This is a genomic window from Streptococcus mitis, from assembly GCF_002096895.1.
GTDB classification, from domain to species: domain Bacteria; phylum Bacillota; class Bacilli; order Lactobacillales; family Streptococcaceae; genus Streptococcus; species Streptococcus mitis_AH.
Window position 1 is genome coordinate 309,046 of record NZ_NCVI01000020.1, and the last position, 23,365, is coordinate 332,410.

Here is a 23,365-nt window from a genome sequence, read left to right on the forward strand (position 1 = left end):
GGAATCAGGAGTTAATGGATAAACGATTTTTTGAAAAACGATGTACATACAGCATTCGTAAATTTGCACTAGGTGCTGCTTCAGTTATGATTGGAGCTAGTTTTTTTGCTACTGCTCCAGTAATGGCTAACACACCAACAGTTGGCTCAACAGATAATTTGCCAAGTGAGCTAGCTGATTTGGATAAAAAAGCGAGTGATAATGGACGAGAGTTCGATAAGGAAGCTGCAGCAGCAAATCCAGGTTCTGCTGAAACAACAGATGGACCAAAAACTGAAGAAGAGTTATTAGCTCTTGAAAAGGAAAACAAAGAAACTACTGACAAGTTACCGAAAGAATTGGAAGGAAAGCTTGAAAAAGCTACTGATAATGGTAAAGAAGTAAATAAAGACCAATTAGCACAAGATACTGGTAGTTTAGTTCCTGAAGATGTTGCCAAAACAAAAAATGGAGAATTGAACTATGGCGCTACTGTTAAGATTAAGACTCCATCAGGAGAAGGTAGTGGTATTGTCATTGGTAAGGATCTTGTTTTGACTGTTTCTCACAACTTTATCAAGGATCAACAAGATGGAAATATTCGTAAGGTTGTGGATAATGACAAAGGGGATGGTGATATTTTTAGTATCTCTTACCCTGGTTTAGAAGATGTAAAATTTAGTAAAAAAGATGTGATTCACTGGGATCGAGATGGCTATCTAAAGGGTTATAAGAATGATTTGGCTCTTGTAAGATTGCGTACAGTTCTTGAAAATGCTCCTGTTGAAGTTACTGAAAAGCCAGTTGTTAAGAAAGTTGGGGATAAAGTCAATATGTTTGGCTATCCTGCTGGTAAGTTGGCACCAGTTATTAACACTGCTGTGGATTTTGCTGAATCTTATGGTGAAGGAGTCCAAGGAGTTGGTTATCAAGGTGGACAACCAGGTGCTAGCGGTGGCGGTATCTTTGACACGGATGGTAAATTGATTGGGGTTCATCAAAATGGTGTGGTTGGCGTTCGTAGTGGAGGAATCCTTTTCTCTCCAGCACAATTAAAATGGATCCAAGATCATATTAAGGGAATCTCTAGTTCAAAACCAGCGAATTTAGAGGAAACTGAAAAACCAGTTGAAGAAAAGCCAAAAGAAGATAAGCCGAAAGAAGAAAAACCAGTTGAAAACAAACCAGCTGAGAATAAACCAGCTGAAGCAGCAACGGGAGAAACTAGCGGCGCTACTGCCGAAGTGAAAAAAGAGTGGGACTCAGTAAGCCGTGTGAAAGGGAATGTTGAAGTCGTTGAAGAAGGCGGAGTACGCTACAACAAATTAACTTCAACAACAGCTAACGACAATGGAGCAAACGAAGCTTTATTTGAAAAAGCTGGATTACAGGCGGATGCGGAAGGAAATGTAAGCGTTGACTTAACGTTCAAGGCAAACACCCCTCCAGCTGAAACACGCTTTGGGGTATATCTAAAATATAAAGATAATAACAACAACATCTTTGTAGGTTATGACAAGGGCGGTTGGTTCTGGCAATACAAAGGCCCAAACGTAAACACTTGGTATAGCAAAACTCGTGTTGAAGGACCAGCTGTTGGGGAAGAAAACCACCTATCAATCGTGTATAAGAAAGATGGTCAATTAAACGCTACAAATAATGGACAAGCTCTATTTAGCACAGAAGTCGTTCCAGAAGCTGTTAAGAAAGCTTTAGCGGATGTGAATAAAGTTTACCTTAAAGCAGGAACTTATTATAAAGAATTATCATCTGTATCAATCAAAGCAGATAATCAAGAAAACATTAAGCCAGAAGAAGAAACTCCGGCTGTGGATGATGGTTTACGTCGTAACGATCAAGATGTTCATTATGAAACATTACAATCAGAACAATTAAAAGCGATTATTGACACGGCGTTTCCACGTGTTAAAGAGTATGAATTAGATGGAAAAACGTTAACAGGTCAAGTTCAAAAATTAGATAAAATGTCAATCAACGGTGTATTAGTCACTCCAAAAGTTCAATACCGTAAGATTGATGACACTACTGCTGAATATGTAATGACAGTAAGAAACGATGATGAATTCATCAACGCTGAAATTACTGTGAAATTACAATTAGTCGGCAACGAAATGCATTTCGATGTAACAAAAGTAGTGAACAAAAACAATGTTGAAATGGGCAAACCAATCGACAATGTACGAAAATTAATCCAAACAATTGAATTCCCAGGAAACACACTTGTTTCTGTTGGTTCAAACAAACAAGGTGCGAAATTCGATGGAGCTCAAATGTCAACAAATACACATAATCGTGGGGACTATCATTTAGACTTGAAAGAAGGCAAGATGAATGAATATACTTACGGCTTCATGTATGGATTTGTTTCTTCTAATGAATTAGCAGCATCTGTTTGGAGTAACTCTCAATTTACATACAGAGGAAATGACTTTGCACGTTTAACAACAGCGTTAGAACGTGTAGAAGGCGTAAACTACTTAGGTATCCAAAGCTCACCTTACTGGTACCAACGTGCTTATAAGAACTTAGTATTCCCAGAATACACATTAGAATTACCAAGTTCTAAAGTAGTCATCACAAAAGACTTAAACAAAGATAATGTTGTGGACTGGCAAGATGGTGCGATTGCATATCGTAATATCATGAACAATCCAAAAGGAGCAGAATCTGTTCCAGATTTAGTAGCGTATCGTATTGCGATGAACTTCGCATCTCAAGCGCAAAACCCATTCTTAATGACATTAGATGGTATTAAGAAGATTAACTTACACACGGACGGTTTAGGCCAATCAATCCTACTTAAAGGGTATGGTAGTGAAGGTCACGACTCAGGTCACTTAAACTATGCGGATATCGGTAAGAGAATCGGTGGCGTTGAAGACTTCAAGAAATTATTAGCAAGAGCAAAAGAATACGGAGCTAAAATCGGTATTCACGTCAATGCTTCTGAAACATATCCTGAATCTAAATACTTCAGCGAAGCGATTTTACGTAGAAACTCTGACGGAACATATATGTACGGTTGGAACTGGTTAGACCAAGGTATCAACATCGATGCAGAATATGACTTAGCTCATGGACGTTTGGATCGTTGGAAAGAGTTAAGAGAAAAACTAGGTGCTGACTTAGACTTCATTTATGTGGACGTTTGGGGTAACGGACAATCAGGAGATAACACTGCTTGGCCAACTCACGTACTTGCTAAAGAATTAAACTCTCAAGGATGGCGTATGGCTATTGAGTGGGGCTTTGGTGCGGAATATGACTCAACATTCCAACACTGGGCAGCTGACTTAACTTACGGTGGATATACATTGAAAGGTATTAACTCAAATATCACTCGATTCATTCGTAACCACCAAAAAGACTCATGGGTGGGTGACTATCCAAGCTACGGTGGTGCCGCTAACTATCCATTACTAGGTGGATATAACATGAAAGACTTCGAAGGATGGCAAGGTCGAAGCGACTACGAAGGATATATTCGTAACCTCTTCGAAAACAACATCATGACAAAGTACTTCCAACACTACAAAGTTTCTAAATGGGTAAACGGTAACCCAGTTGCAATGAGCGACAATGGTCAAAACTACAAGTGGACTCCAGAAATGGAAATTCATTTAACAAATGACAATGGGGACGAAGTGAAAATTGTTCGTCAATCAAACGACCCTAACAGCCCAGACTACCGCAAACGTGTCACAACATTAAACGGTCGTGTTATCGAAAATGGTAGAAGCTACTTAGTACCATGGAACTGGGATGAAAATGGGAAAGCTTTAACAGGCGACAAAGAAAAGATGTACTTCTACACAACTGAAGGTGGAACAACTGAATGGACTCTTCCAGAAGATTGGACTGGAGATAAAGTATACCTTTACCGTCTAACAGACCAAGGTAAGAAAGATGTTGTAGAATTAACAGTTGGCGCAGACCGTAAGATTCAAATTACTGGCGATGCGAACCAACCATATGTACTTTACAAAGCTCCTCAAGGCAAGAAGACAATGGTTTGGAGTGAAGGTCTACACATCTATGACCAAGGTTTCAACAGCGGAACATTAGATCATTGGGAAAAAACTGGTGACAGCGCTCATGCTGAAATCGTGAAATCTCAAGGAGCTAACGAAATGTTACGTATTCAAGGAAACACTGAACGTGTGACATTGAAACAACGCTTAACAGACTTGAAACCACATACAAGATATGCTGTTTATGTAGGCGTGGATAACCGAAGCGATGCACGTGCAGATATCACAATCCGTGTAGGCGACAAAGTAATTTCTAACTACACAAACAAATCAATTGCGAAGAACTATGTACAAGCACATGCGCATAACACACTTAAGAAGAATGCGACAGTGGATAATACAAGTTACTTCCAAAATATGTATGTATACTTCACAACAGGCGAAGATATTTCTAATGTGACATTAGAACTTGGACGTGATGCAGATGCAGCAGCAACTTACTTCGATGAAATTCGTGTATTTGAAAACCAATCTGTAATGTACAACGAAAAACACGATACAGGAAATGGTAAATTCAAACAAGACTTTGAAGAAGTGCCTCAAGGTATCTTCCCATTCGTAGTCGGCGATGTTGAAGGCGTACAAGATAACCGTACTCACTTATCTGAAAAACACGAACCATATACTCAACGTGGATGGAATGGTAAGAAAGTCAACGATGTTATCGAAGGAAATTGGTCATTGAAGACGAACGGTTTAACAGGAAATGACAAACTCGTTTACCAAACAATTCCACAAAACTTCCGCTTCGAAGAAGGTAAGACTTATAAAGTAACCTTCGATTATGAAGCAGGTTCACATGGAGCATACTCATTCGTAATCGGTAATGGCGAAAATACTCGTCGTAGTAAATTAACGAAATACGATTTAGAAAACACTTGGGAAAATTCATCAACTCCTAAGAAAGTAAGTTTCTATGTAACAGGTGAAAAGGGTGGAAATACTTGGATTGGTATTTATTCAAATGCGCGTGGTGCAGATACTAAAGGAGATTCAAACAATAACGAAATCAACTTCAAAGGTTATAAAGACTTCATGTTAGACAACCTTGAAATTGAAGAAATCAAGTTAACTGGTAAGATGCTCATCGATGAAGCATACGAAAAGAATACTCCAGTCGTAAATGGCAACTACAAACAAGATTCATTAAATGCTTATAAAGACGCTGTAGCAGCTTTATTAGAAGCAGACGATAATATTAGTGTGGATGATGCTAAAGCTCTTATAGAACGCGTTAACGAGGCTAAAGAAAAACTTGCTGTGAAACGTAGCGCTCCAGATTGGGACGATATCCATGATCTTGATGCTCCTTATGAAGAAGCAGATAATGTATGGTATGCATTTGATGGCAATACAAATACTTTATGGCATACACCTTATGGAGTGAATAGCTTAGGGAAACCATTAACAGTAGAGTTCAATAATCCGATGGAATCAACTCGCTTTGAATATGTTCCTCGTCCTTCAGGTCCAAACGGACGTGTGATGAGCGGTAGCCTTACAGTGATTGATGAAAAAGGACAAGAACATAACTTTAGCTTTACTGGATGGGAAAATAATGCGAAAACAAAAGTGATTAACTTCGATGCTCCAATCAAAGTGAAGAAAGCAATCTTTACTGGTAACGAAACATACGGTGATCCTGGACATATTTCAGCAGCGGAATTACGCTTCGTCCTTCCAATTGAAGATGATAAACCATTAGATGAAGCTGCATACAATGCTGAAGTAGAACGTGTTCGTAAGATTGATCGTCAAGATGCGAAAGAATACTTGGCAGCTGTTGAAGCGTACAAGAATGGTCTTGCAGAACATAACATATTAACTCCAAACGGACTTGATAAATTGGTAGAAGGCTTGAAAGAAATTAAAGAAACTGAAGAGCCAGCTCCAAACCCAGAGCCAACACCAACACCAACTCCAGAACCTGAAGTACTAACAAGTAAGGGAGATCAAGAACCACCAGTAGTTGAAATTCCTGAATTTACAGGTGGTGTTAATGCGGCAGAAGCAGCTGTCAATGAAGTTCCAGAATATAAAGGCGGAGCTAATGCAGTGGAAGCTTTGGTACATGAATTGCCAGAATACAAAGGTGGAGTCAATGCAGTAGAAGCTTTGGTAAACGAAAAGCCAGCCTACAAAGGACTATTGGCTACAGCAGGCGATCAAGCAGCACCAACTATTGAAAAACCTGAGTATCAGATTAGTCAATTGGGTCAAGGTAAACTTGCAGAATCTAAAACTTCAGTTTCAACAGAAGATAAGAAGAGATTGCCAGAAACGGGAGAAAGCCAATCTGATACAGCTATCTTCCTAGCTAGCATCAGTCTCGCCTTATCTGCTGCTGTCCTTGCGACAAAACGAAAAGAAAATTAAAGAAGACTGAATTTTAGAACTTACAGGAACTAGAATTCAGACAGAAATAACTTAGTTGGAGAGAACCTCTAGGTTCTCTCCATTTTCAAATCAAAAATGAGACCGCTTACTGTAATAAGTGGGAGAAAGGAATAGGAGAAAGATGGATAGACATTTTTTTGAAAGACGTTGTCACTATAGTATTCGAAAATTTGCAATTGGTGCAGCCTCTGTATTGATAGGTGCTAGTATCTTTGGTGCAAATGTAGTGCAAGCTGCAGAGACAGTTGGAACACCTGAGAAAGAAGGAACAATCACACAAGCTCAGCCACTAGATAAGTTGCCGGACGATTTAGCAGCTGTTTTAAAGAAAGCTGAATCAGAGGCGACGGCAGATGCAGGTCATGAAGAAAATCATGAAAATACTGCAGGAACAAGTCCTGCAGCAACTGAAGCAACAAGTCCAACAGCTCCCAAACCAGCTGAGACTCTGAAGCCGGTTGAAACACCAAAAGCAGATTCTAAACCTGTAGAACCAGCTACACCTACAATCAAACCAGATGAAAAGCAAATTGAAGATAGAGAAGATCGTAACCACTTAGAAGGTGTTACTGTTCAAGTAAACGACTCAGAAACTGGTACTCCTTATACTGCTGACAAGGCAGTAGATGGGGATCCTGATACTCGTTGGGCAACAAATCAAAATATTGACAAACCAACTTTCGAATTAACTCTTCCAAAAACTACACTTATTAGGCATGTAGAGATTGATTGGGATCGCCGTGTTCGTAAGGGACAAAATGATCCAAATATCAAATCTTGGAGCCTCTACTATGCAGGTCAAGATGATGTAAATGCTAGTGGAGAAAAACAATGGAAACTAGCTCATACCAAGACTGGAGAACCTGTTTTAGATGAGAAAGTTGACTTAGCCAATAGTATTCAAGCTAAATATCTCAAGTTAGAAATCAATGACTATCAAGCGGGCACAATGGGCTGGAGAAACGTTGGTATTCAAGAAATTCGAGCTTATTCGAATATCCCTGATCCAACTAAAGTGACAGATATTCGCCAAGTTACGGAATTGACAGTCGCTAAGGATGGACAATCTTTAGTACTTCCAACTTTACCAGGAAAAGTCAGTCTTATCGGTAGCAACAAACAAGGTGTGATTGACCTTCAAAATCACATTTATAAGCCTCTGACTGATCAACGCGTTAAGGTTATGGTAGAGCAAATTAAAGATTCACATACCTTTACTAAAGAATTTGAAGTAGTCATCAAGGGGCTACATCAGGACGAAGGTGTGGGTATCAAACCAAAAGTAGCACCAGCTGTTCAACAATGGTATGGAAAAGAAGGTCAATCTTCTATCACTTCAGATACAGTTCTTGCGACAGGAGATTCAGGCTTTGAACAAGCAGCAACTTTCTACCAGTCAGATCTTGCTAGTCGTGGATTGGAACTTGCGACAGGTGACAAGCAGGCTCAAAAACGAATTGAATTTAAAAAAGTTGAAAATAAGGGTTATGGTAAGGAAGGTTATGCCATCACTATCCAAGATGGTGTCATTACCATCGAAGCTGCAACAAACACAGGAGCCTTTTACGCAACTCGTACTCTTCTTCAAATGGGGGAAAGCAATCTCCAAAATGGAGAAATTCGTGATTTCCCAAGTTTCAGCCACCGTGGCTTTATGCTAGATACAGGTCGTAAATTTATTCCTTATGACACCCTTGTAGACATCATGCTCAATATGGCTTACTACAAGATGAACGACTTGCAGTTGCACCTCAACGATAACTATATCTTCCTAAAAGAGCACTTGGCAGGTAAGAACCTAACACAAGAAGAAGAGCTTAAGTATGTTCTAGAACATGCTAAGACAGGTTTCCGTGTAGAGACAGATATTGTCGGTAAGAATGGTCAAAAATTAACATCAGATGAGCACTATACTAAAGAAGAAATGCAAAATCTGATTAAACTTGCTAAGGCCTTGCATATCAATCTAGTTCCAGAAATTGACACACCAGGTCATGCTCTGTCATTTGTCAAAGTTCGTCCAGACCTCATGTATCAAGGTAGCCTGAGCGATTACAGAGGTAAACATAATGTAGAGCGAGTAGCCATGCTCGATCTAGATAATAAATACGATGAAACGCTGGCTTTTGTCAAATCAGTTTATGACAAACTTCTTGATGGTCCAGATGCACCACTTCATGGGGTATCTACTGTTCATATCGGAACGGATGAATACTACGGAAGTAGAGAAAGCTATCGTCGTTATGTAAATGACCTTATTAAATACATTAAAGGGAAAGGCTATACACCTCGTATTTGGGGATCGCTCAGTGCGAAACGAGGTAAAACAGCGGTTGATTGGAAAGATGTAGAAGTTGATATCTGGAGTATTGGCTGGCAGCAACCAAAAGAAGCTATTGCTAAGGGAGCTAAGATTATCAACATTACAGATATTCCAACCTATAGTGTACCAAATGGTGATAATCGTCAAACAGCTTATGGTGACTATGCTAACTATGAAATACAATATAATAGGTGGACACCAAATGATTTCCGAACAGGTCATGGTCCACTTCTAGAAGCATCAAATCCAAATGTAATTGGTGGTGGCCACGCAGTTTGGAATGACAATATTGATCTTCATGAGACAGGTTTGACATCTTATGATATCTTTAAACGCTTCTTTAAGAGCATGCAAACAACTGCAGAACGCACTTGGGGATCTGACCGTGCGGCTGCGACCTTTGCAGAACGCACCCTACCAACGAGCCCTTATGCGCCACAGTCAAATCCTGAAAAAGAGATTGATCAAAGTGATTTGTTTACCATCAATCCTGAAACAGTGAAGAACTATGCAAGCAAGAAGGTGAAGACAAGCGAGCAAGGATTGGCTTTTGAGAAAGATAGTAGTATTGAAGGCCTGGCAGGTGATGTTGGTCCAAGTCATGTATTGAAGTTTGATGTAACTGTCACTGGAGATGGTGAACAAACCTTCTCAACAAGTGGAGACAACCGTATCTATCTAGCTGATAAAGACGGCTATCTTGCCTATCAATTTGAACAGTTCCATATCCAATTCAAGAAAAAACTTGAAAAGAACAAACGTTATCAAATCTCTATCGTGACCAAACCACAATCAACGGAATTCTATGTGGATGGTGAGAAGATTGAACGTATCGCAAATCCAGCTCACCCTCGCTTTGCTCACAATAGCTTGGTTCTACCGCTTGAAAGCATCGGTGGGTTCAAAGGAACTTTACATAGTGCAGAGTTATCAGATAAACCATTTGTAAATCCTCGTTTGATTCCAACAGATCATTTCACAGTTTCTGCAACTAGTCAAGAAACACCAGGAACAGCGACTGAAGGCACTGTTGAAAAAGCCTTTGACAATGATCCAAACACCTTCTGGCATACTAAATGGACTGGTGATACTGCTCCGTACACTCTTTCTATGACTTTGAAAGAAGCAGAAAAAGTCAATGGTTTGACTTATCTTCCTCGTCCAGGTGGTGGAAATGGAGTCGTTACTCGCTACGAAATCTACGCACAAAAAGATGGCCAAATGGTCAAGGTTTCAGAAGGAAGCTGGGACAACAACGCTCAAGAAAAAACAGTTAACTTTGCGGCGGTTCATACCAACAAGATTGAGTTGAAAGTTCTATCAGGTGTTGGGGGCTTTGCAAGTGCAGCTGAAGTTCATCTATTGAAACCTATCAAAGAGGGACAAGAAACACCAGAACCGGAACAACCATCTACACCTGAAACTCCAAAAGTCGAGCAAACAGGTGATGGAACAGTTGAATTGGCAGATCAATTCACTGCAAGTAAACCAGCTAGCGAAGACAGTATTGCAGCTGTCAGCAAGAGCGCAGATTATCTCAAGAAAGAGTACAAGGTTTTCCCAACTCCACAAAAAGTGACTTATGGAGAAGGAGTAACAGCTCTTCGTAAGCAAGTCAATCTGGTAATGGGAGATCAACTCGATGTCTATACTCGTAATCGCTTGAAGAGTGTCTTGCAGGACAATCAAGTATCCTACACTACTAGTCAATCAGCAGTTGCTGGCGCAACTAATATCTATCTTGGAGTGCATGGACGAGGCTCACAAGCAGAACAAAACATGTCCAAGGTTTCAGCAGGACTCTTTGACAAGATTGACGCCTATGCCTTGACCGTCAAGGACAACTCAATTTCCATCGTCGGAAAAGACACAGATGCGGTCTTCTATGGTTTGACAACCTTGAAACACATGCTCAAGGAAAGTCAAGTTCCAGTTCTTCGCAATGTGACAGTGGAAGATTACGCTGAAATCAAGAATCGTGGTTTCATCGAAGGTTACTATGGAAATCCATGGTCTAATGCAGATCGTGCTGAACTCATGCGTTTTGGTGGCGATTTGAAATTGACCCAATACTTCTTCGCACCAAAAGATGATCCATACCACAACAAGAAATGGCGTGAACTTTACCCAGAAGAAAAACTAGCTGAAATTCGTGAACTTGCTCGCGTCGGAAATCAAAGTAAAACTCGCTATGTTTGGACCATTCATCCATTCATGAACAACCGTATCCGCTTTGGTAATGAAGCGCATTACCAAGAAGACTTGGCAACCATCAAGGCTAAATTTACCCAGTTGATGAAAGTGGGTGTCCGTGAATTTGGTATTCTAGCCGATGATGCACCAAGCCCAGTTGGAGGCTACAATAGCTACAACCGCTTGATGCAGGATATGACCAACTGGTTGACAGAAATGCAAGGAACTTATAGCGGTCTTCGCAAAGAAATGATCTTTGTTCCAGGTCAGTATTGGGGTAATGGGCGTGAAGCAGAGTTGAAATCTCTAAATGAAAATCTTCCAAGTTCAACCTCTATGACCTTGACGGGTGGTAAGATTTGGGGTGAAGTTTCTGAAGGTTTCTTATCAACTCTCAAGAACAATCTAACTGCAGGTGGTAAAACTTACCGTCCAGTATCACTTTGGGTGAACTGGCCAGTTACAGATAACTCTAAACAACACTTGATTCTAGGTGGTGGTGAGAAATTCCTTCATCCGAATGTAGATCCAAGCTTGCTATCCGGTATCATGTTGAACCCAATGCAACAGTCTGAACCATCTAAGATAGCCCTCTTCGCTGGAGCTCAATATACATGGAAACAGTGGAAATCAGAAGAAGAAGCTAAGAAACTCAATGACATTGCCTTCAACTTTGTTGAAAATGGTCATTTTGAAGATAGCAAGGTATCAGCAGCCTTCCGCGAACTTGGTAAGCATATGATCAACCAAAACATGGATGGTCGTGTCGTTAAACTAGAAGAATCAGTTGAATTGGCTCCAAAATTGACAGACTTCATGACTAAGCTCAAAGCGGGTCAGGATGTAACTGCAGAACGTGCAACTTTGCGTGCAGAATTTGCCAAGATTAAAGAAGCGGCTGAACTTTATAAAGCATCAGGTGATAAAAAAATGGTTGCACAGATCCACTATTGGTTGGATAATGCAATCGACCAAATGAATGCCCTTGATGCCTTCCTAACAGGAACAGAGGCTATGGCTACAAATGATGCAGCCAAACTTTGGGATAGCTACTATAAAGGTTTGAAATTGTACGAACAGTCTCAAACTCATACCTTCCATTATGTAGACCATCTTGAAAAGGCTGAATTGGGTGTTCAACATATCCGTCCATTTATCCTATCCTTGAAAGAAGTTCTAGCTTCTGAAGTTCAAAAAGTCTTGCATCCAGATCAAATCATCAGCACCTTTATTACCAATCGAACAGGTGTAGAAGGTGGTTTGGCAGAAGTAACGGATGGTGACTTGGCAACTCATGCTTTGATTAAATCACCAAATAGTATCAAGACAGGTGATTATATCGGTATGAAATTTAACAAACCGGTAGATATCCAAACATTGACCTTTGCTATGGGAACTCAGGCAAATCCACGTGATACCTTTAGTAAGGCTGAAGTGCAGTATCAAGATGAAAAAGATAATTGGATAAGTTTGAAAGAACCAACTTATGTTGGTAATGAGTCACTTGTTCAGTTTGAAAATCTTAACATCAAAGCTAAAGCAGTACGTATGATTGCTACAGAAGATCGTGATGACACCTGGTTTGCAGTTCGCGAGATTGCAGTAAATCGTCCAGTAGAGAACGCTCGTAAACAACAAACTGCTACAATTAGCCTCAGCTCAAATCTAGTTTATAAATTGAGAACATCAGCAAGTCAAATTACTGATGGTAAAGATAATACAGAAGCTATGATGGCAAATGCTGACGGCAGCAATACGACTCCAGTAGATGCCTGGGCACAACTTGACCTAGGTGAAGTCAAGTCAGTCACTAAAGTTCGTCTTCGCCAAGGAACTGGCGATAAACTTGCAGCAGGTGTACTTGAGTACTCTACAGATGGATCTGCATGGCAAGAGTTAGATCGCCTATCAAGAGAACAAACTAAGGAAGTGACTAGAGCTATCAATGCTCGTTATATCCGAGTACGCAATACCAAGGCAAGTGACCTTTGGTGGCGTATCCAAGACTTCTCTGTTGAGACACGCTCTGGCAATAGCGACTTAACAGACACCAACGTGGATGCTTTGAAAGAAACGCCAGTATTTGATAGCCTTGGTCGTTATGAACTTCAAATTCCAGCTGGAACTAAACTTCCTGCAAATAGCTATCTAGGAATGAAACTTGACCGTATCCATCAAGTCAAAAGCATCCAGCTCCAAGGTCAAACAAATCCAGCACTCAGTCTAGAGTATTCTGCAAATGCTCAAGAATGGACACCAGCTAGCCAGTTGACAGACAGAACTGTCGCAACCCACTTGGTACGTTATGTTCGTCTTGTTAATAAGACAGATCAAGAGCAGGCTGTTCCATCTACTTCTCTTCTAGTAACTACCAAAGAAGTCCAACCAACAACACTAGAATCAACAACTATGGGTATTCATCCAACATATGGAAGCAATGATGTTCGTAAGATTAATAACCTCGATCAATTGTTTGATGGTGTGTACAACAACTTCGTTGAGTTTTCAGACTATGCCCATAAAGACGGCCATGTAACCTTGAAACTTGGTAGCGAACGCACTATCAAGAAGATCAGAGCCTACATCCAAGACGGAACTCAAAACTATCTTCGTGATGGTAAAATCCAAGTCAGCCAAGACGGTAAAACTTGGACAGATGTTGTGACAGTGGGAGATGGTGTAGCCAATAGTACACACGATGATTCATTGACAGATGGTTGGACACATGATTCTAAGATGCCAGGAAATCGTTACATCGAGGGTGAATTGACGACACCAGTCAAAGCCAACTATCTTCGTGTCCTCTATACAGCTGACTATGATGCTCGTTTTGTAGGATTTACAGAATTGGTGATCAATGATGGCGAATTTGTCAAACCAATTAATGATCCAACTGTAGAAGGAAACGGTGGCGAAAGCCGAGGCAACTTCTATACTAATCTCGTAGACGGAAAAGTCTTGACTAGCTACAAGGCGGAACAAGATAAGGGTGAATTGGTTTACCACTTATCAGAACCAACCAATGCCAACCATCTACGCCTTGTTTCAAGCCTTCCTGAAGGAGCGAAAGCACGAGTTCAAGCGAGAACACTTAAGGATGGACAAGAAAGTTGGACAGATCTTGGTGCCATTACATCTAGTCTCCAAACCTTTGCTATCCGAAATGGTGGTTCTCTTCTAGATGTTAAACTGGTCTGGGAAGGTGGCAAGGCTGAGTTTTATGAATTGGCGAGCTTCTATCAAGAATTGACAGAAGAACCTGTTCAATCAAGCAAGGGTGAAGAACCAGCACCAGTGCTTGAGGTACCTGAATTTACAGGTGGTGTAAATGCAGTTGAAGCTTTGGTACATGAGCTACCAGCTTACACAGGTCAATTGTCAACCGTAGGTGACCAAGCTGCACCGACAGTAGAGAAACCAGAGTTTCAGGGTGGTGTGAATGCAGCTGAAGCTTTGGTACATGAGCTACCAGCTTATACAGGTCCATTGTCAACCGTAGGTGACCAAGCCGCTCCAACAGTAGAGAAACCAGAGTTCAAGGGTGGAGTCAACTCCGTTATGGCCTTGAAACACGAACTACCAGAGTACACAGGTCCATTATCAACCGTAGGTGACCAACCAGCTCCGACAGTAGAGAAACCAGAGTTCAAGGGTGGAGTTAACTCCGTTATGGCCTTGAAACATGAGCTACCAGCCTACACAGGTCCATTATCAACCGTAGGTGACCAATCAGCTCCGACAGTAGAAAAACCAGAATTTAAGCTAAGTTCGTTAGAAAAATCTAAGACTCCAGAAGCACCAGTTCAAGTTGCCAAGGAAGACAAGAGATTGCCAGAAACTGGTGAAAAACAGTCAGAAACAGCTATTTTCTTGGCAAGTGTTGGACTAGCCTTATCTGCTATATTTGTAGCAAAAAGCAAAAAAGATTAGTTGTGTATGACAATTAAACTCTTTCTTAATAGTATTCTAAACCAGTGGAGTGTATAGAACAAAAAATCTGAGAAGTACAAGTAGACTTCTCAGGTTTTTATTATCTAATTATTGATTGAATAAAGAAAAGATTGAAAAACCACCCAAAAATTGGGTGGTTAGTAATTTATTGTTGTGCTGGCTGAGGATTTTGGTTAGGCTGACCTTGATTGGTACTTGGTTGTTGTGTAGCTGTATTCTCGTTAGTTCCAGCATTTGGAGTAGTTGTATTTGCATTTACATTTGGATTTGTGTTTTGTGTCGTTACACTTGATTGAGAAGTTGATGTCTCTGGAGCCTGACTTGCAGGAGTAGATGTAGAACTTTGTTGAGTAGCAGGAGCAGTCCATGTAGAACGAGCCCCGTTCTTAAAGACGAATTCTCCATTTCGATATAAGCCATCGGGCATCGTCCAATCTCCAGGTTGGTCATCTTCCGATAGATACGATATCATTGAGCGATAAACCTTAGCAGCAACTAGGAAACCATCTCCAACGATTGGAGTTAAACGATTTGAGTAACCAGTCCATACAGCCATAGAATACTTACGAGTATAACCTACAAACATTTCATCTGGAGCTACGTAGCCAGTGTTCTTGATATACTTTTCAATTTCGTCGTCAGTATAGTTAGAAGTACCTGTCTTACCTGCTTGTGGAAGCCATGGTAGGTAAGCACCACGTCCGGTTCCGTATGCTAAAACAGTTTTCATCATTTCGGTCATCATATAGGCAGTAGTTTCTTTCATAGCTCGTGTACCAGCATCAGAAAATTCTCTTTCACTACCATCACTGAAGACGATTTTATTGATATACATTGGTTTGTGGTAAATACCACCATTAGCAAAGGCAGCATAAGCAGCAGCCATTTTTTCACTACTTGCACCGTATTGTTTGTTAGATTCTGTTGTATTACTTGAAATGGCGTTAGCATAGTGGATGCTTGGATAATCGATACCTAAGCCATTTAGGAAGGTTTTCGCTCGATCTAAACCAACTTTATTTAAAGTTTCAACTGCTGTAACATTACGTGATTGTTGGAGTGCATACTGAATTGTAATATTCCCAAAGTAGCCATGATCCCAGTTGTAGACAGGAGTATCAGTACCAGGATAGTTATAAGGAACATCATGTACAATAGAAGCAGTAGAGTCATAGACTCCATATTCTAAAGCGGGAGCATAGTCAGTGATTGGTTTCATAGTAGAACCCCAGTCACGGTTGGTTTCAACGGCTTGGTTGATTCCGAAAGATACATTACTTGATTGGTGACGGGCACCTAACTGAGCAATGACTTTACCATTTGTTACATCCACAATAGTGGAAGCTACTTGAAGTTCATCATCTGGATAAGCAACGTACTCATCTGTATTGTAAACATCCCAAAGTCGCTGTTGAACATCTTTGTCGACATTAGTATAGACTTCCATACCTGTGGTAAGAAGGTTGTAGCCCGTTTCTTGTTCGACTTGGTCGATTACTTCTTTGAGATAGTTGTCCATATAGGCAGGGTAACTATTGGCTGACTTCAAGCTTTGAAGTCCATCAGTGATAGGCGTATTAATAGCTTTTTCGTAATCTTCTGCACTGATATATTTCTGTCCCTTCATTTCTGAAAGTACTAAGTTTCGACGCTCTAGAGCAGCTTCTGGATGGGAATAAGGATCATATTGGTTTGGTGCTTGAGGCATTCCGGCTAGGAGTGCTAACTGTGGCAGGCTTAAATCCTTCAAGTCTTTTCCATAGTAATTTTGAGCTGCGGTTTGCATTCCATAGTTACCGTTAGACATGTAGACTTTGTTGATGTAGTAGGTCAGGATTTCTTGCTTGGTTGCTTTTTGTTCTAGTTGAACAGCTAGCCAAGCTTCCTGAGCTTTACGTGACAAGGTTTGATCAGTAGTTGAAGTAGAAAAATAAGTTAACTTAATCAATTGCTGAGTCAAGGTTGAAGCTCCTTGGAGACCCCCTCCACCTCGAAGATTTCTCAATGCTGCCCCAAGGATACGAATAGTATCAACTCCACGGTGATTAAAGAAACGATGGTCTTCAATGGAAATAATAGCATTAACTAATTCCGTTGGAATTTCATTTGATTGTGCATTGACACGACGTTCTGCTCCAAGATCGGCAATCAGTTCGTCTTTGTTATCGTATATCTTACTTGAAGTTGTAGCGACTAGTTTACTTTCGGACAGAGATGGAGCTTTGCTAACATAGTAGAGAAAAAGCCCTCCGCCTAGGACAACAGCTGCGATAAATACAGTTAAGAAGCCGATACTTGCATACTTAGCTATTCGCAGGATAGTTTGTTTGTTCATCTTGTTTTACCACCTAGTAAATGTTCTTTGATAATGTCGAGATAGGGAATTTGAGGAAAGGCGCCTTGCTCAATCAAATATCCATATTCTTGAATATATCCAAGTGGCATTGATTTTTGGCCCTTATCTTGATGATAAAAGCGAATCAAATCAAGTGCCGGCAACAAATAAGTTTCTTGTCGAGAAGAAAAATGAAGTAGTACGAAGCAAATGCCCTGCTGTTCTAGAACTTGTTCCATATGTTGAATCTGGTGAAGATGGAAGTTCTTCATTGGAATAGCATTCTTTTGTCGCGTTTCCTTGGCTTCAAAGTCAATGTAATGTCCTCTATATACGCCAGAGTAATCTGTTGTGGAAGCTTGTCTAAAGTAGGCTTCTACAATTTTGGCTCGACTACGTTGAGGATAGTCTACTCGAACAATCTGAACAGGCGTTGGCTTTTTATGGATAACTGCCATACCATGCGTCAGATAGTAGTCGTTTGTAGCGTTGATCATCTTTTCAAAAGTCATTCCTCGATTTGCGAAATTTTTTGGTTGAGAAATGGATGTTTGGCTTTTTTTTGATGAAATTTTATGAGGATAGTTGACCATATTTCTCCTTATTGGTACAATAACATCACTCTATTATACCATAAAAATAGAAAGAAAGGTGTAAAAATGACTACAGCTTTAATTATGGGATATTCTAATTTTGACTTGGGTTTGTTTAATGAAAAAGATATCAGGTTAAAAATTATAAAGAAAGCCATTCGCCGTGATTTAGAAAGTTTAGCAGAAGAAGGGATTAAATGGCTGGTCTTTACAGGAAACTTGGGATTTGAATCTTGGGTGCTGGATGTCGCAAATGAAATGAAAGAAGAATATGATTTCAACCTAGCAACCATTTTTGATTTTGAAACGCACGGGGAAAATTGGAATGAAGCGAATCAGCTTAAACTTAGCCAATTTAAGCAGGTAGATTTTGTCAAATATGCCTATCCTAAATATGAACATATGGGGCAACTACGAGACTACCAACGATTTTTGCTGGAAAACACTGATTTAGCTTATTTTTTCTATGATTCAGAAAATGAGACCAAATTAAAATTTATAGACAATTTGATGAAAAATCAGGAAGGTTATCGCATAAAAAGGTTAACGTTTGAAGACTTAAATGAGCTAGTAGAAAATTTTTCTGAAAAGTAAGGCTTTGACCTTGATTTTTGTTTGCCTTTTTTTATATAATAATACTATTAGAAACCGAGAATGGAGAGAGAGATGGCAGGTATTATTTTTTCAGCGAAAGATATTTTCGAGCAAGAGTTTGGACGTGAAGTCCGTGGGTATAGTAAGGTTGAAGTTGATGAATTTTTGGACGATGTCATCAAGGACTATGAAACTTATGCTGCCTTAGTCAAGTCTCTCCGTCAAGAAATTGCAGAGTTGAAGGAAGAATTGTCTCGCAAACCTGAATCTGCACCGGTTCAAGCAGAACCACTTGAAATGACAGCAACAACTTCTATGACGAATTTTGATATTTTAAAACGTCTAAATCGTCTTGAGAAAGAAGTATTTGGTAAGCAAATTTTGGATAACTCTGATTTATAAGAGCTTATTTGAAAAGTGCAATTTTTGGATAATCGCGTGAGGAGAATTTCTTTTCATGAGGAAAGTCCATGCTAGCACAGGCTGTGATGCCTGTAGTGTTTGTGCTAGGCGAAACCATAAGCCTAGGGACGAGAAATCGTTACGGCAGTCGAAATGGCTAAGTCCTTGGATAGGTCAGAGTAGGCTTGAAAGTGCCACAGTGACGGAGTCTTTCTGGAAACGGAGAGAGTGGAACGCGGTAAACCCCTCAAGCTAGCAACCCAAATTTCGGTCGGGGCATGGAGTACGCGGAAACGAACGTAGTACTCTGACTGCTATCAGCTCTAGGCTGTTAGTGGTAGACAGATGATTATCGAAGGAAGTGGTCCTAGTCACTTCTGGAACAAAACATGGCTTATAGAAAATTGCATATAGGTTGGGGCTGAGAAATTTTCTCAACCTCATTTTTTAAAGTGGACATATAGAAAGGTCTTATAAGACTGAAAATGAAAAAAGAATTTAATTTAATCGCGACTGCGGCAGCTGGTCTTGAAGCTGTTGTGGGACGAGAAGTGCGAGAGTTGGGCTACGATTGTCAGGTTGAAAATGGGCGTGTTCGTTTTCAAGGAGACGCGAGAGCCATCATCGAAACCAACCTCTGGCTTCGGGCAGCAGACCGTATCAAGATTATCGTAGGAACGTTCCCAGCTAAGACTTTTGAGGAGCTCTTTCAAGGAGTTTTCGCTCTAGATTGGGAAAATTATTTACCACTTGGGGCTCGTTTCCCGATTTCGAAAGCTAAATGTGTGAAGTCTAAACTACACAATGAACCCAGTGTTCAGGCTATTTCAAAGAAGGCCGTTGTTAAGAAGTTGCAAAAACATTATGCCCGTCCAGAAGGTATTCCCTTGATGGAGACTGGTCCTGAGTTTAAGATTGAAGTTTCTATTCTGAAAGACGTAGCAACTGTCATGATTGATACGACCGGGTCTAGCCTCTTTAAACGTGGCTATCGTACTGAAAAAGGTGGTGCTCCTATCAAGGAAAATATGGCAGCAGCCATTTTGCAACTCTCTAACTGGTATCCAGACAAGCCCTTGATTGATCCGACCTGTGGTTCGGGGACTTTCTGTATCGAGGCAGTTATGATTGCTAGAAAGATGGCGCCTGGTCTTCGTCGCTCCTTTGCCTTTGAGGAATGGAACTGGATTAGCAATCGCTTGATTCAAGAAGTTCGCACAGAAGCAGCCAAAAAAGTAGATCGTGAGCTTGAGCTAGATATCATGGGCTGTGATATCGATGCACGTATGGTGGAAATTGCTAAGGCCAATGCTCAAGCAGCAGGTGTTGCAGGAGATATTACCTTTAAGCAGATGCGCGTGCAGGATTTGCGTTCCGATAAAATCAATGGAGTGATTATCTCTAACCCACCTTATGGGGAACGCTTGTCAGATGATGCAGGAGTTACCAAACTCTATGCTGAGATGGGGCAAGTATTTGCACCGCTGAAAACGTGGAGCAAATTTATCCTAACTAGTGATGAAGCCTTTGAGACCAAGTACGGCAGTCAGGCGGACAAGAAGCGCAAGTTGTACAATGGAACTTTAAAAGTTGATTTGTATCAATATTTCGGTCAGCGTGTGAAACGTCAGGAAGTAAAGTAGGAAGGAAAACTCATGAGTAAGAAAAGACATGATCGTCATATAACAGAACATCAAGAAGCGCAATTTGATTTTGATGATGCCAAAGAGCTAACGGTTGGAGAAGCCATGCTAAAAAATGAAGAGGTGGAAGCAGGTGTACTGCCTGGAGATTCTATCTTGGACAAGTATGTGAAACAACACAAAGATGAAATTGAGGCAGATAAGTTTGAAACGCGTCAGTTTAGCAAGGATGATTTAGTTGAAAAAGAAGAGGTAGAAGAGGTAGAGGAGACTCAGACTCTAGATAATTTACTTCAAGAGCTTCGTGAGGGAACAGGAGTAGATTCTCCAGCTCCAGAAGATGAGTTGAGTCAGTTTGATGATTTAGAATTAACACGAGTTTCAGAAGCACCTCTTGTAGAAGAATTTGAGACTGAAGATATTCCAACACTTTCTCGAGTGACAGATAGTGAAGATGGAAATAGTAAGAAGAAATGGGTGCTTTACGGTATTCTAGCAGCATTAGTAGTTCTTATCCTTGGAACTGGTTATTATGTTTATCGTCAAGTGGATCGTTCGACCAAGGAAATCCAGACTTCTCAATCAACTACAAACACGCAGTCAGATGTGGAAGAATTCAATAATTTATATGATGCCTTCTATACAGATAGCAACAAAACGGCTTTGAAGAATAGCCAGTTTGATAAACTGAATCAACTTAAAACCTTGCTTGATAAGCTAGAAGGTAGTCGTGAATATACGCTTGCAAAATCTAAGTATGATAGTCTAGCAACTCAAATCAAGGCCATTCAAGATGTCAATGCTCAATTTGATAAGCCAGCTATTGTAGATGGAGTTTTGGATACTAACGCTAAAGCTAAATCAGATGCTAAATTTACAGATATTAAAACTGGAAATACGGAGATTGATAAAGTGCTAGATAAGGCTATCAGTCTAGGTAAGAGTCAACAAACAGCTCCTTCAAGTTCAAGTTCAAGCTCAAGTCAAGAAAGTTCAAGTTCATCAACAGAGAGGGCTACAGACAACACAAGTCCATCTTCAAGCGTCTCATCAAACAATTCAGTTTCTGCACGTGATGATAGCCATGGTGGTTTATCAAGTTTTGGAGTTGACCTCCAGAGAGCTTCGAGTCGTGTGCCGTTCAATCAATCAGCTGTTGATGATAGCAATAACTCTGCTTGGGATTTCGCGGATGGTGTCTTGGAAAAAATCCTAGCGACTTCACGCTCACGTGGTTATATCACTGGTAACCAATATATCCTTGAACGTGTCAATATCGTTAATGGCAATGGTTATTACAACCTCTACAAGCCAGATGGAACCTATCTCTTTACCCTTAACTGTAAGACAGGATACTTTGTTGGAAATGGTTCTGGACATGCGGATGCTTTGGACTACTAAACGGTTGTTACAAAATTCTTTCTTTTCAAAAATAAAAATGATAAAATAAAACAAATTAAACAAGAGGAGTGTCAAATGACAAAAGCTAACTTTGGTGTTGTTGGTATGGCCGTAATGGGTCGTAACCTTGCCCTTAATATTGAATCTCGTGGTTACACAGTTGCTATTTACAACCGTAGTAAAGAAAAAACTGAAGATGTAATTGCTTGCCATCCTGAAAAGAACTTTGTACCAAGCTATGACGTTGAAAGTTTTGTAAACTCAATCGAAAAACCTCGTCGTATCATGCTCATGGTTCAAGCTGGACCTGGTACAGATGCTACAATTCAAGCCCTTCTTCCGCACCTTGACAAGGGTGATATCTTGATTGACGGTGGAAACACTTTCTACAAAGATACAATCCGTCGTAATGAAGAATTGGCAAACTCAGGTATCAACTTTATCGGTACGGGGGTTTCTGGTGGTGAAAAAGGTGCCCTTGAAGGTCCTTCTATTATGCCTGGTGGACAAAAAGAGGCCTACGAATTGGTTGCAGATGTTCTTGAAGAAATCTCAGCTAAAGCGCCAGAAGATGGCAAACCATGTGTGACTTACATCGGTCCTGATGGAGCTGGTCACTATGTGAAAATGGTTCACAACGGTATCGAGTACGGTGATATGCAATTGATCGCAGAAAGTTATGACTTGATGCAACACTTGCTAGGTCTTTCAGCAGAAGATATGGCTGAAATCTTTACTGAGTGGAACAAGGGTGAATTGGACAGCTACTTGATCGAAATCACAGCTGATATCTTGAGCCGTAAAGACGATGAAGGTCAAGATGGACCAATCGTAGACTATATCCTTGATGCTGCAGGTAACAAGGGAACTGGTAAATGGACTAGCCAATCATCACTTGACCTTGGTGTGCCATTGTCACTCATCACTGAGTCAGTATTTGCACGTTATATTTCAACTTACAAAGAAGAACGTGTGCATGCTAGCAAGGTTCTTCCAAAACCAGCTGCCTTCAAATTTGAAGGAGACAAGGCTGAGTTGATTGAAAAAATCCGTCAAGCCCTTTACTTCTCAAAAATCATTTCATACGCACAAGGTTTTGCTCAATTGCGTGTAGCTTCTAAAGAAAACAACTGGAACTTGCCATTTGCAGACATCGCATCTATCTGGCGTGATGGCTGTATCATCCGTTCTCGTTTCTTGCAAAAGATTACAGATGCTTACAACCGTGATGCAGACCTTGCCAACCTTCTTTTGGATGAATACTTCTTGGACGTTACTGCTAAGTACCAACAAGCAGTGCGTGATATCGTAGCTCTTGCGGTTCAAGCTGGTGTGCCAGTGCCAACTTTCTCAGCAGCTATTACTTACTTTGATAGCTACCGTTCAGCTGACCTTCCAGCTAACTTGATCCAAGCGCAACGTGACTACTTTGGTGCCCACACTTACCAACGTAAAGACAAAGAAGGAACATTCCACTACTCTTGGTATGACGAAAAATAAGT

The 23,365-nt window shown here is 40.5% G+C and carries 9 protein-coding genes and 1 other RNA gene; 8 read left to right on the top strand and 2 right to left on the bottom strand.

Going from position 1 to position 23,365, the window contains the following annotated elements:
• Nucleotides 1–14: 14 nt before the first annotated feature.
• A complete protein-coding gene (locus B7697_RS06170; RefSeq protein WP_084950828.1) occupies nt 15–6,407 on the top strand; it encodes a SpGH101 family endo-alpha-N-acetylgalactosaminidase in 6,393 nt (2,130 codons plus the stop codon).
• A gap of 142 nt (nt 6,408–6,549) precedes the next feature.
• Nucleotides 6,550–14,874 (top strand): SIALI-17 repeat-containing surface protein, encoded by an 8,325-nt coding sequence (locus B7697_RS06175; protein ID WP_084950830.1) that lies wholly within the window; start codon nt 6,550–6,552, stop codon nt 14,872–14,874.
• Nucleotides 14,875–15,040: 166 nt separating this feature from the next.
• Here B7697_RS06175 and pbp1a read toward each other — a convergent pair whose 3' ends face one another.
• Nucleotides 15,041–17,230: a penicillin-binding protein PBP1A gene (pbp1a, locus tag B7697_RS06180; RefSeq protein ID WP_084950832.1), complete on the bottom strand. Its 2,190-nt coding sequence runs from the start codon at nt 17,228–17,230 to the stop codon at nt 15,041–15,043.
• Entirely contained in the window at nt 17,227–17,823 is a 597-nt protein-coding gene (gene recU, locus B7697_RS06185) for a Holliday junction resolvase RecU (RefSeq protein ID WP_084950834.1), read from the bottom strand. Before recU ends, pbp1a begins: the two co-directional genes overlap by 4 nt.
• Nucleotides 17,824–17,889: 66 nt before the next feature.
• Between recU and B7697_RS06190 the strand changes: the two genes are divergently transcribed.
• From B7697_RS06190 to gndA, 6 genes are all read left to right on the top strand, one after another.
• Entirely contained in the window at nt 17,890–18,417 is a 528-nt protein-coding gene (locus B7697_RS06190) for an SLOG family protein (protein WP_084947960.1), read from the top strand.
• Between the two features lie 72 nt (nt 18,418–18,489).
• Nucleotides 18,490–18,819 (top strand): cell division regulator GpsB, encoded by a 330-nt coding sequence (gene gpsB / locus B7697_RS06195; protein ID WP_023946600.1) that lies wholly within the window; start codon nt 18,490–18,492, stop codon nt 18,817–18,819.
• A 20-nt stretch (nt 18,820–18,839) separates the two neighbouring features.
• An RNA gene (gene rnpB, locus B7697_RS06200) (RNase P RNA component class B) lies at nt 18,840–19,221 on the top strand.
• Nucleotides 19,222–19,304: 83 nt separating this feature from the next.
• On the top strand, nt 19,305–20,462 hold the full coding sequence (locus tag B7697_RS06205; protein WP_049552138.1) for a THUMP domain-containing class I SAM-dependent RNA methyltransferase: 1,158 nt from the start codon (nt 19,305–19,307) through the stop codon (nt 20,460–20,462).
• Nucleotides 20,463–20,474: 12 nt separating this feature from the next.
• On the top strand, nt 20,475–21,863 hold the full coding sequence (gene mapZ / locus B7697_RS06210; RefSeq protein ID WP_084950836.1) for a cell division site-positioning protein MapZ: 1,389 nt from the start codon (nt 20,475–20,477) through the stop codon (nt 21,861–21,863).
• A 75-nt stretch (nt 21,864–21,938) separates the two neighbouring features.
• Nucleotides 21,939–23,363, top strand: coding sequence for an NADP-dependent phosphogluconate dehydrogenase (gene gndA, locus B7697_RS06215; RefSeq protein ID WP_000158778.1), 1,425 nt, complete (start codon nt 21,939–21,941; stop codon nt 23,361–23,363).
• The last annotated feature ends 2 nt before the right edge of the window (nt 23,364–23,365 follow it).

Excerpts from the sequence above, each read along its gene's own strand:
- gndA (WP_000158778.1), top strand. The coding sequence starts at position 21,939 with ATGACAAAAGCTAACTTTGGTGTTGTTGGTATGGCCGTAATGGGTCGT.
- mapZ (WP_084950836.1), top strand. The coding sequence starts at position 20,475 with ATGAGTAAGAAAAGACATGATCGTCATATAACAGAACATCAAGAAGCG.
- recU (WP_084950834.1), bottom strand. The coding sequence starts at position 17,823 with ATGGTCAACTATCCTCATAAAATTTCATCAAAAAAAAGCCAAACATCC.
- gpsB (WP_023946600.1), top strand. The coding sequence starts at position 18,490 with ATGGCAGGTATTATTTTTTCAGCGAAAGATATTTTCGAGCAAGAGTTT.
- B7697_RS06170 (WP_084950828.1), top strand. The coding sequence starts at position 15 with ATGGATAAACGATTTTTTGAAAAACGATGTACATACAGCATTCGTAAA.
- pbp1a (WP_084950832.1), bottom strand. The coding sequence starts at position 17,230 with ATGAACAAACAAACTATCCTGCGAATAGCTAAGTATGCAAGTATCGGC.
- B7697_RS06190 (WP_084947960.1), top strand. The coding sequence starts at position 17,890 with ATGACTACAGCTTTAATTATGGGATATTCTAATTTTGACTTGGGTTTG.
- B7697_RS06205 (WP_049552138.1), top strand. The coding sequence starts at position 19,305 with ATGAAAAAAGAATTTAATTTAATCGCGACTGCGGCAGCTGGTCTTGAA.
- B7697_RS06175 (WP_084950830.1), top strand. The coding sequence starts at position 6,550 with ATGGATAGACATTTTTTTGAAAGACGTTGTCACTATAGTATTCGAAAA.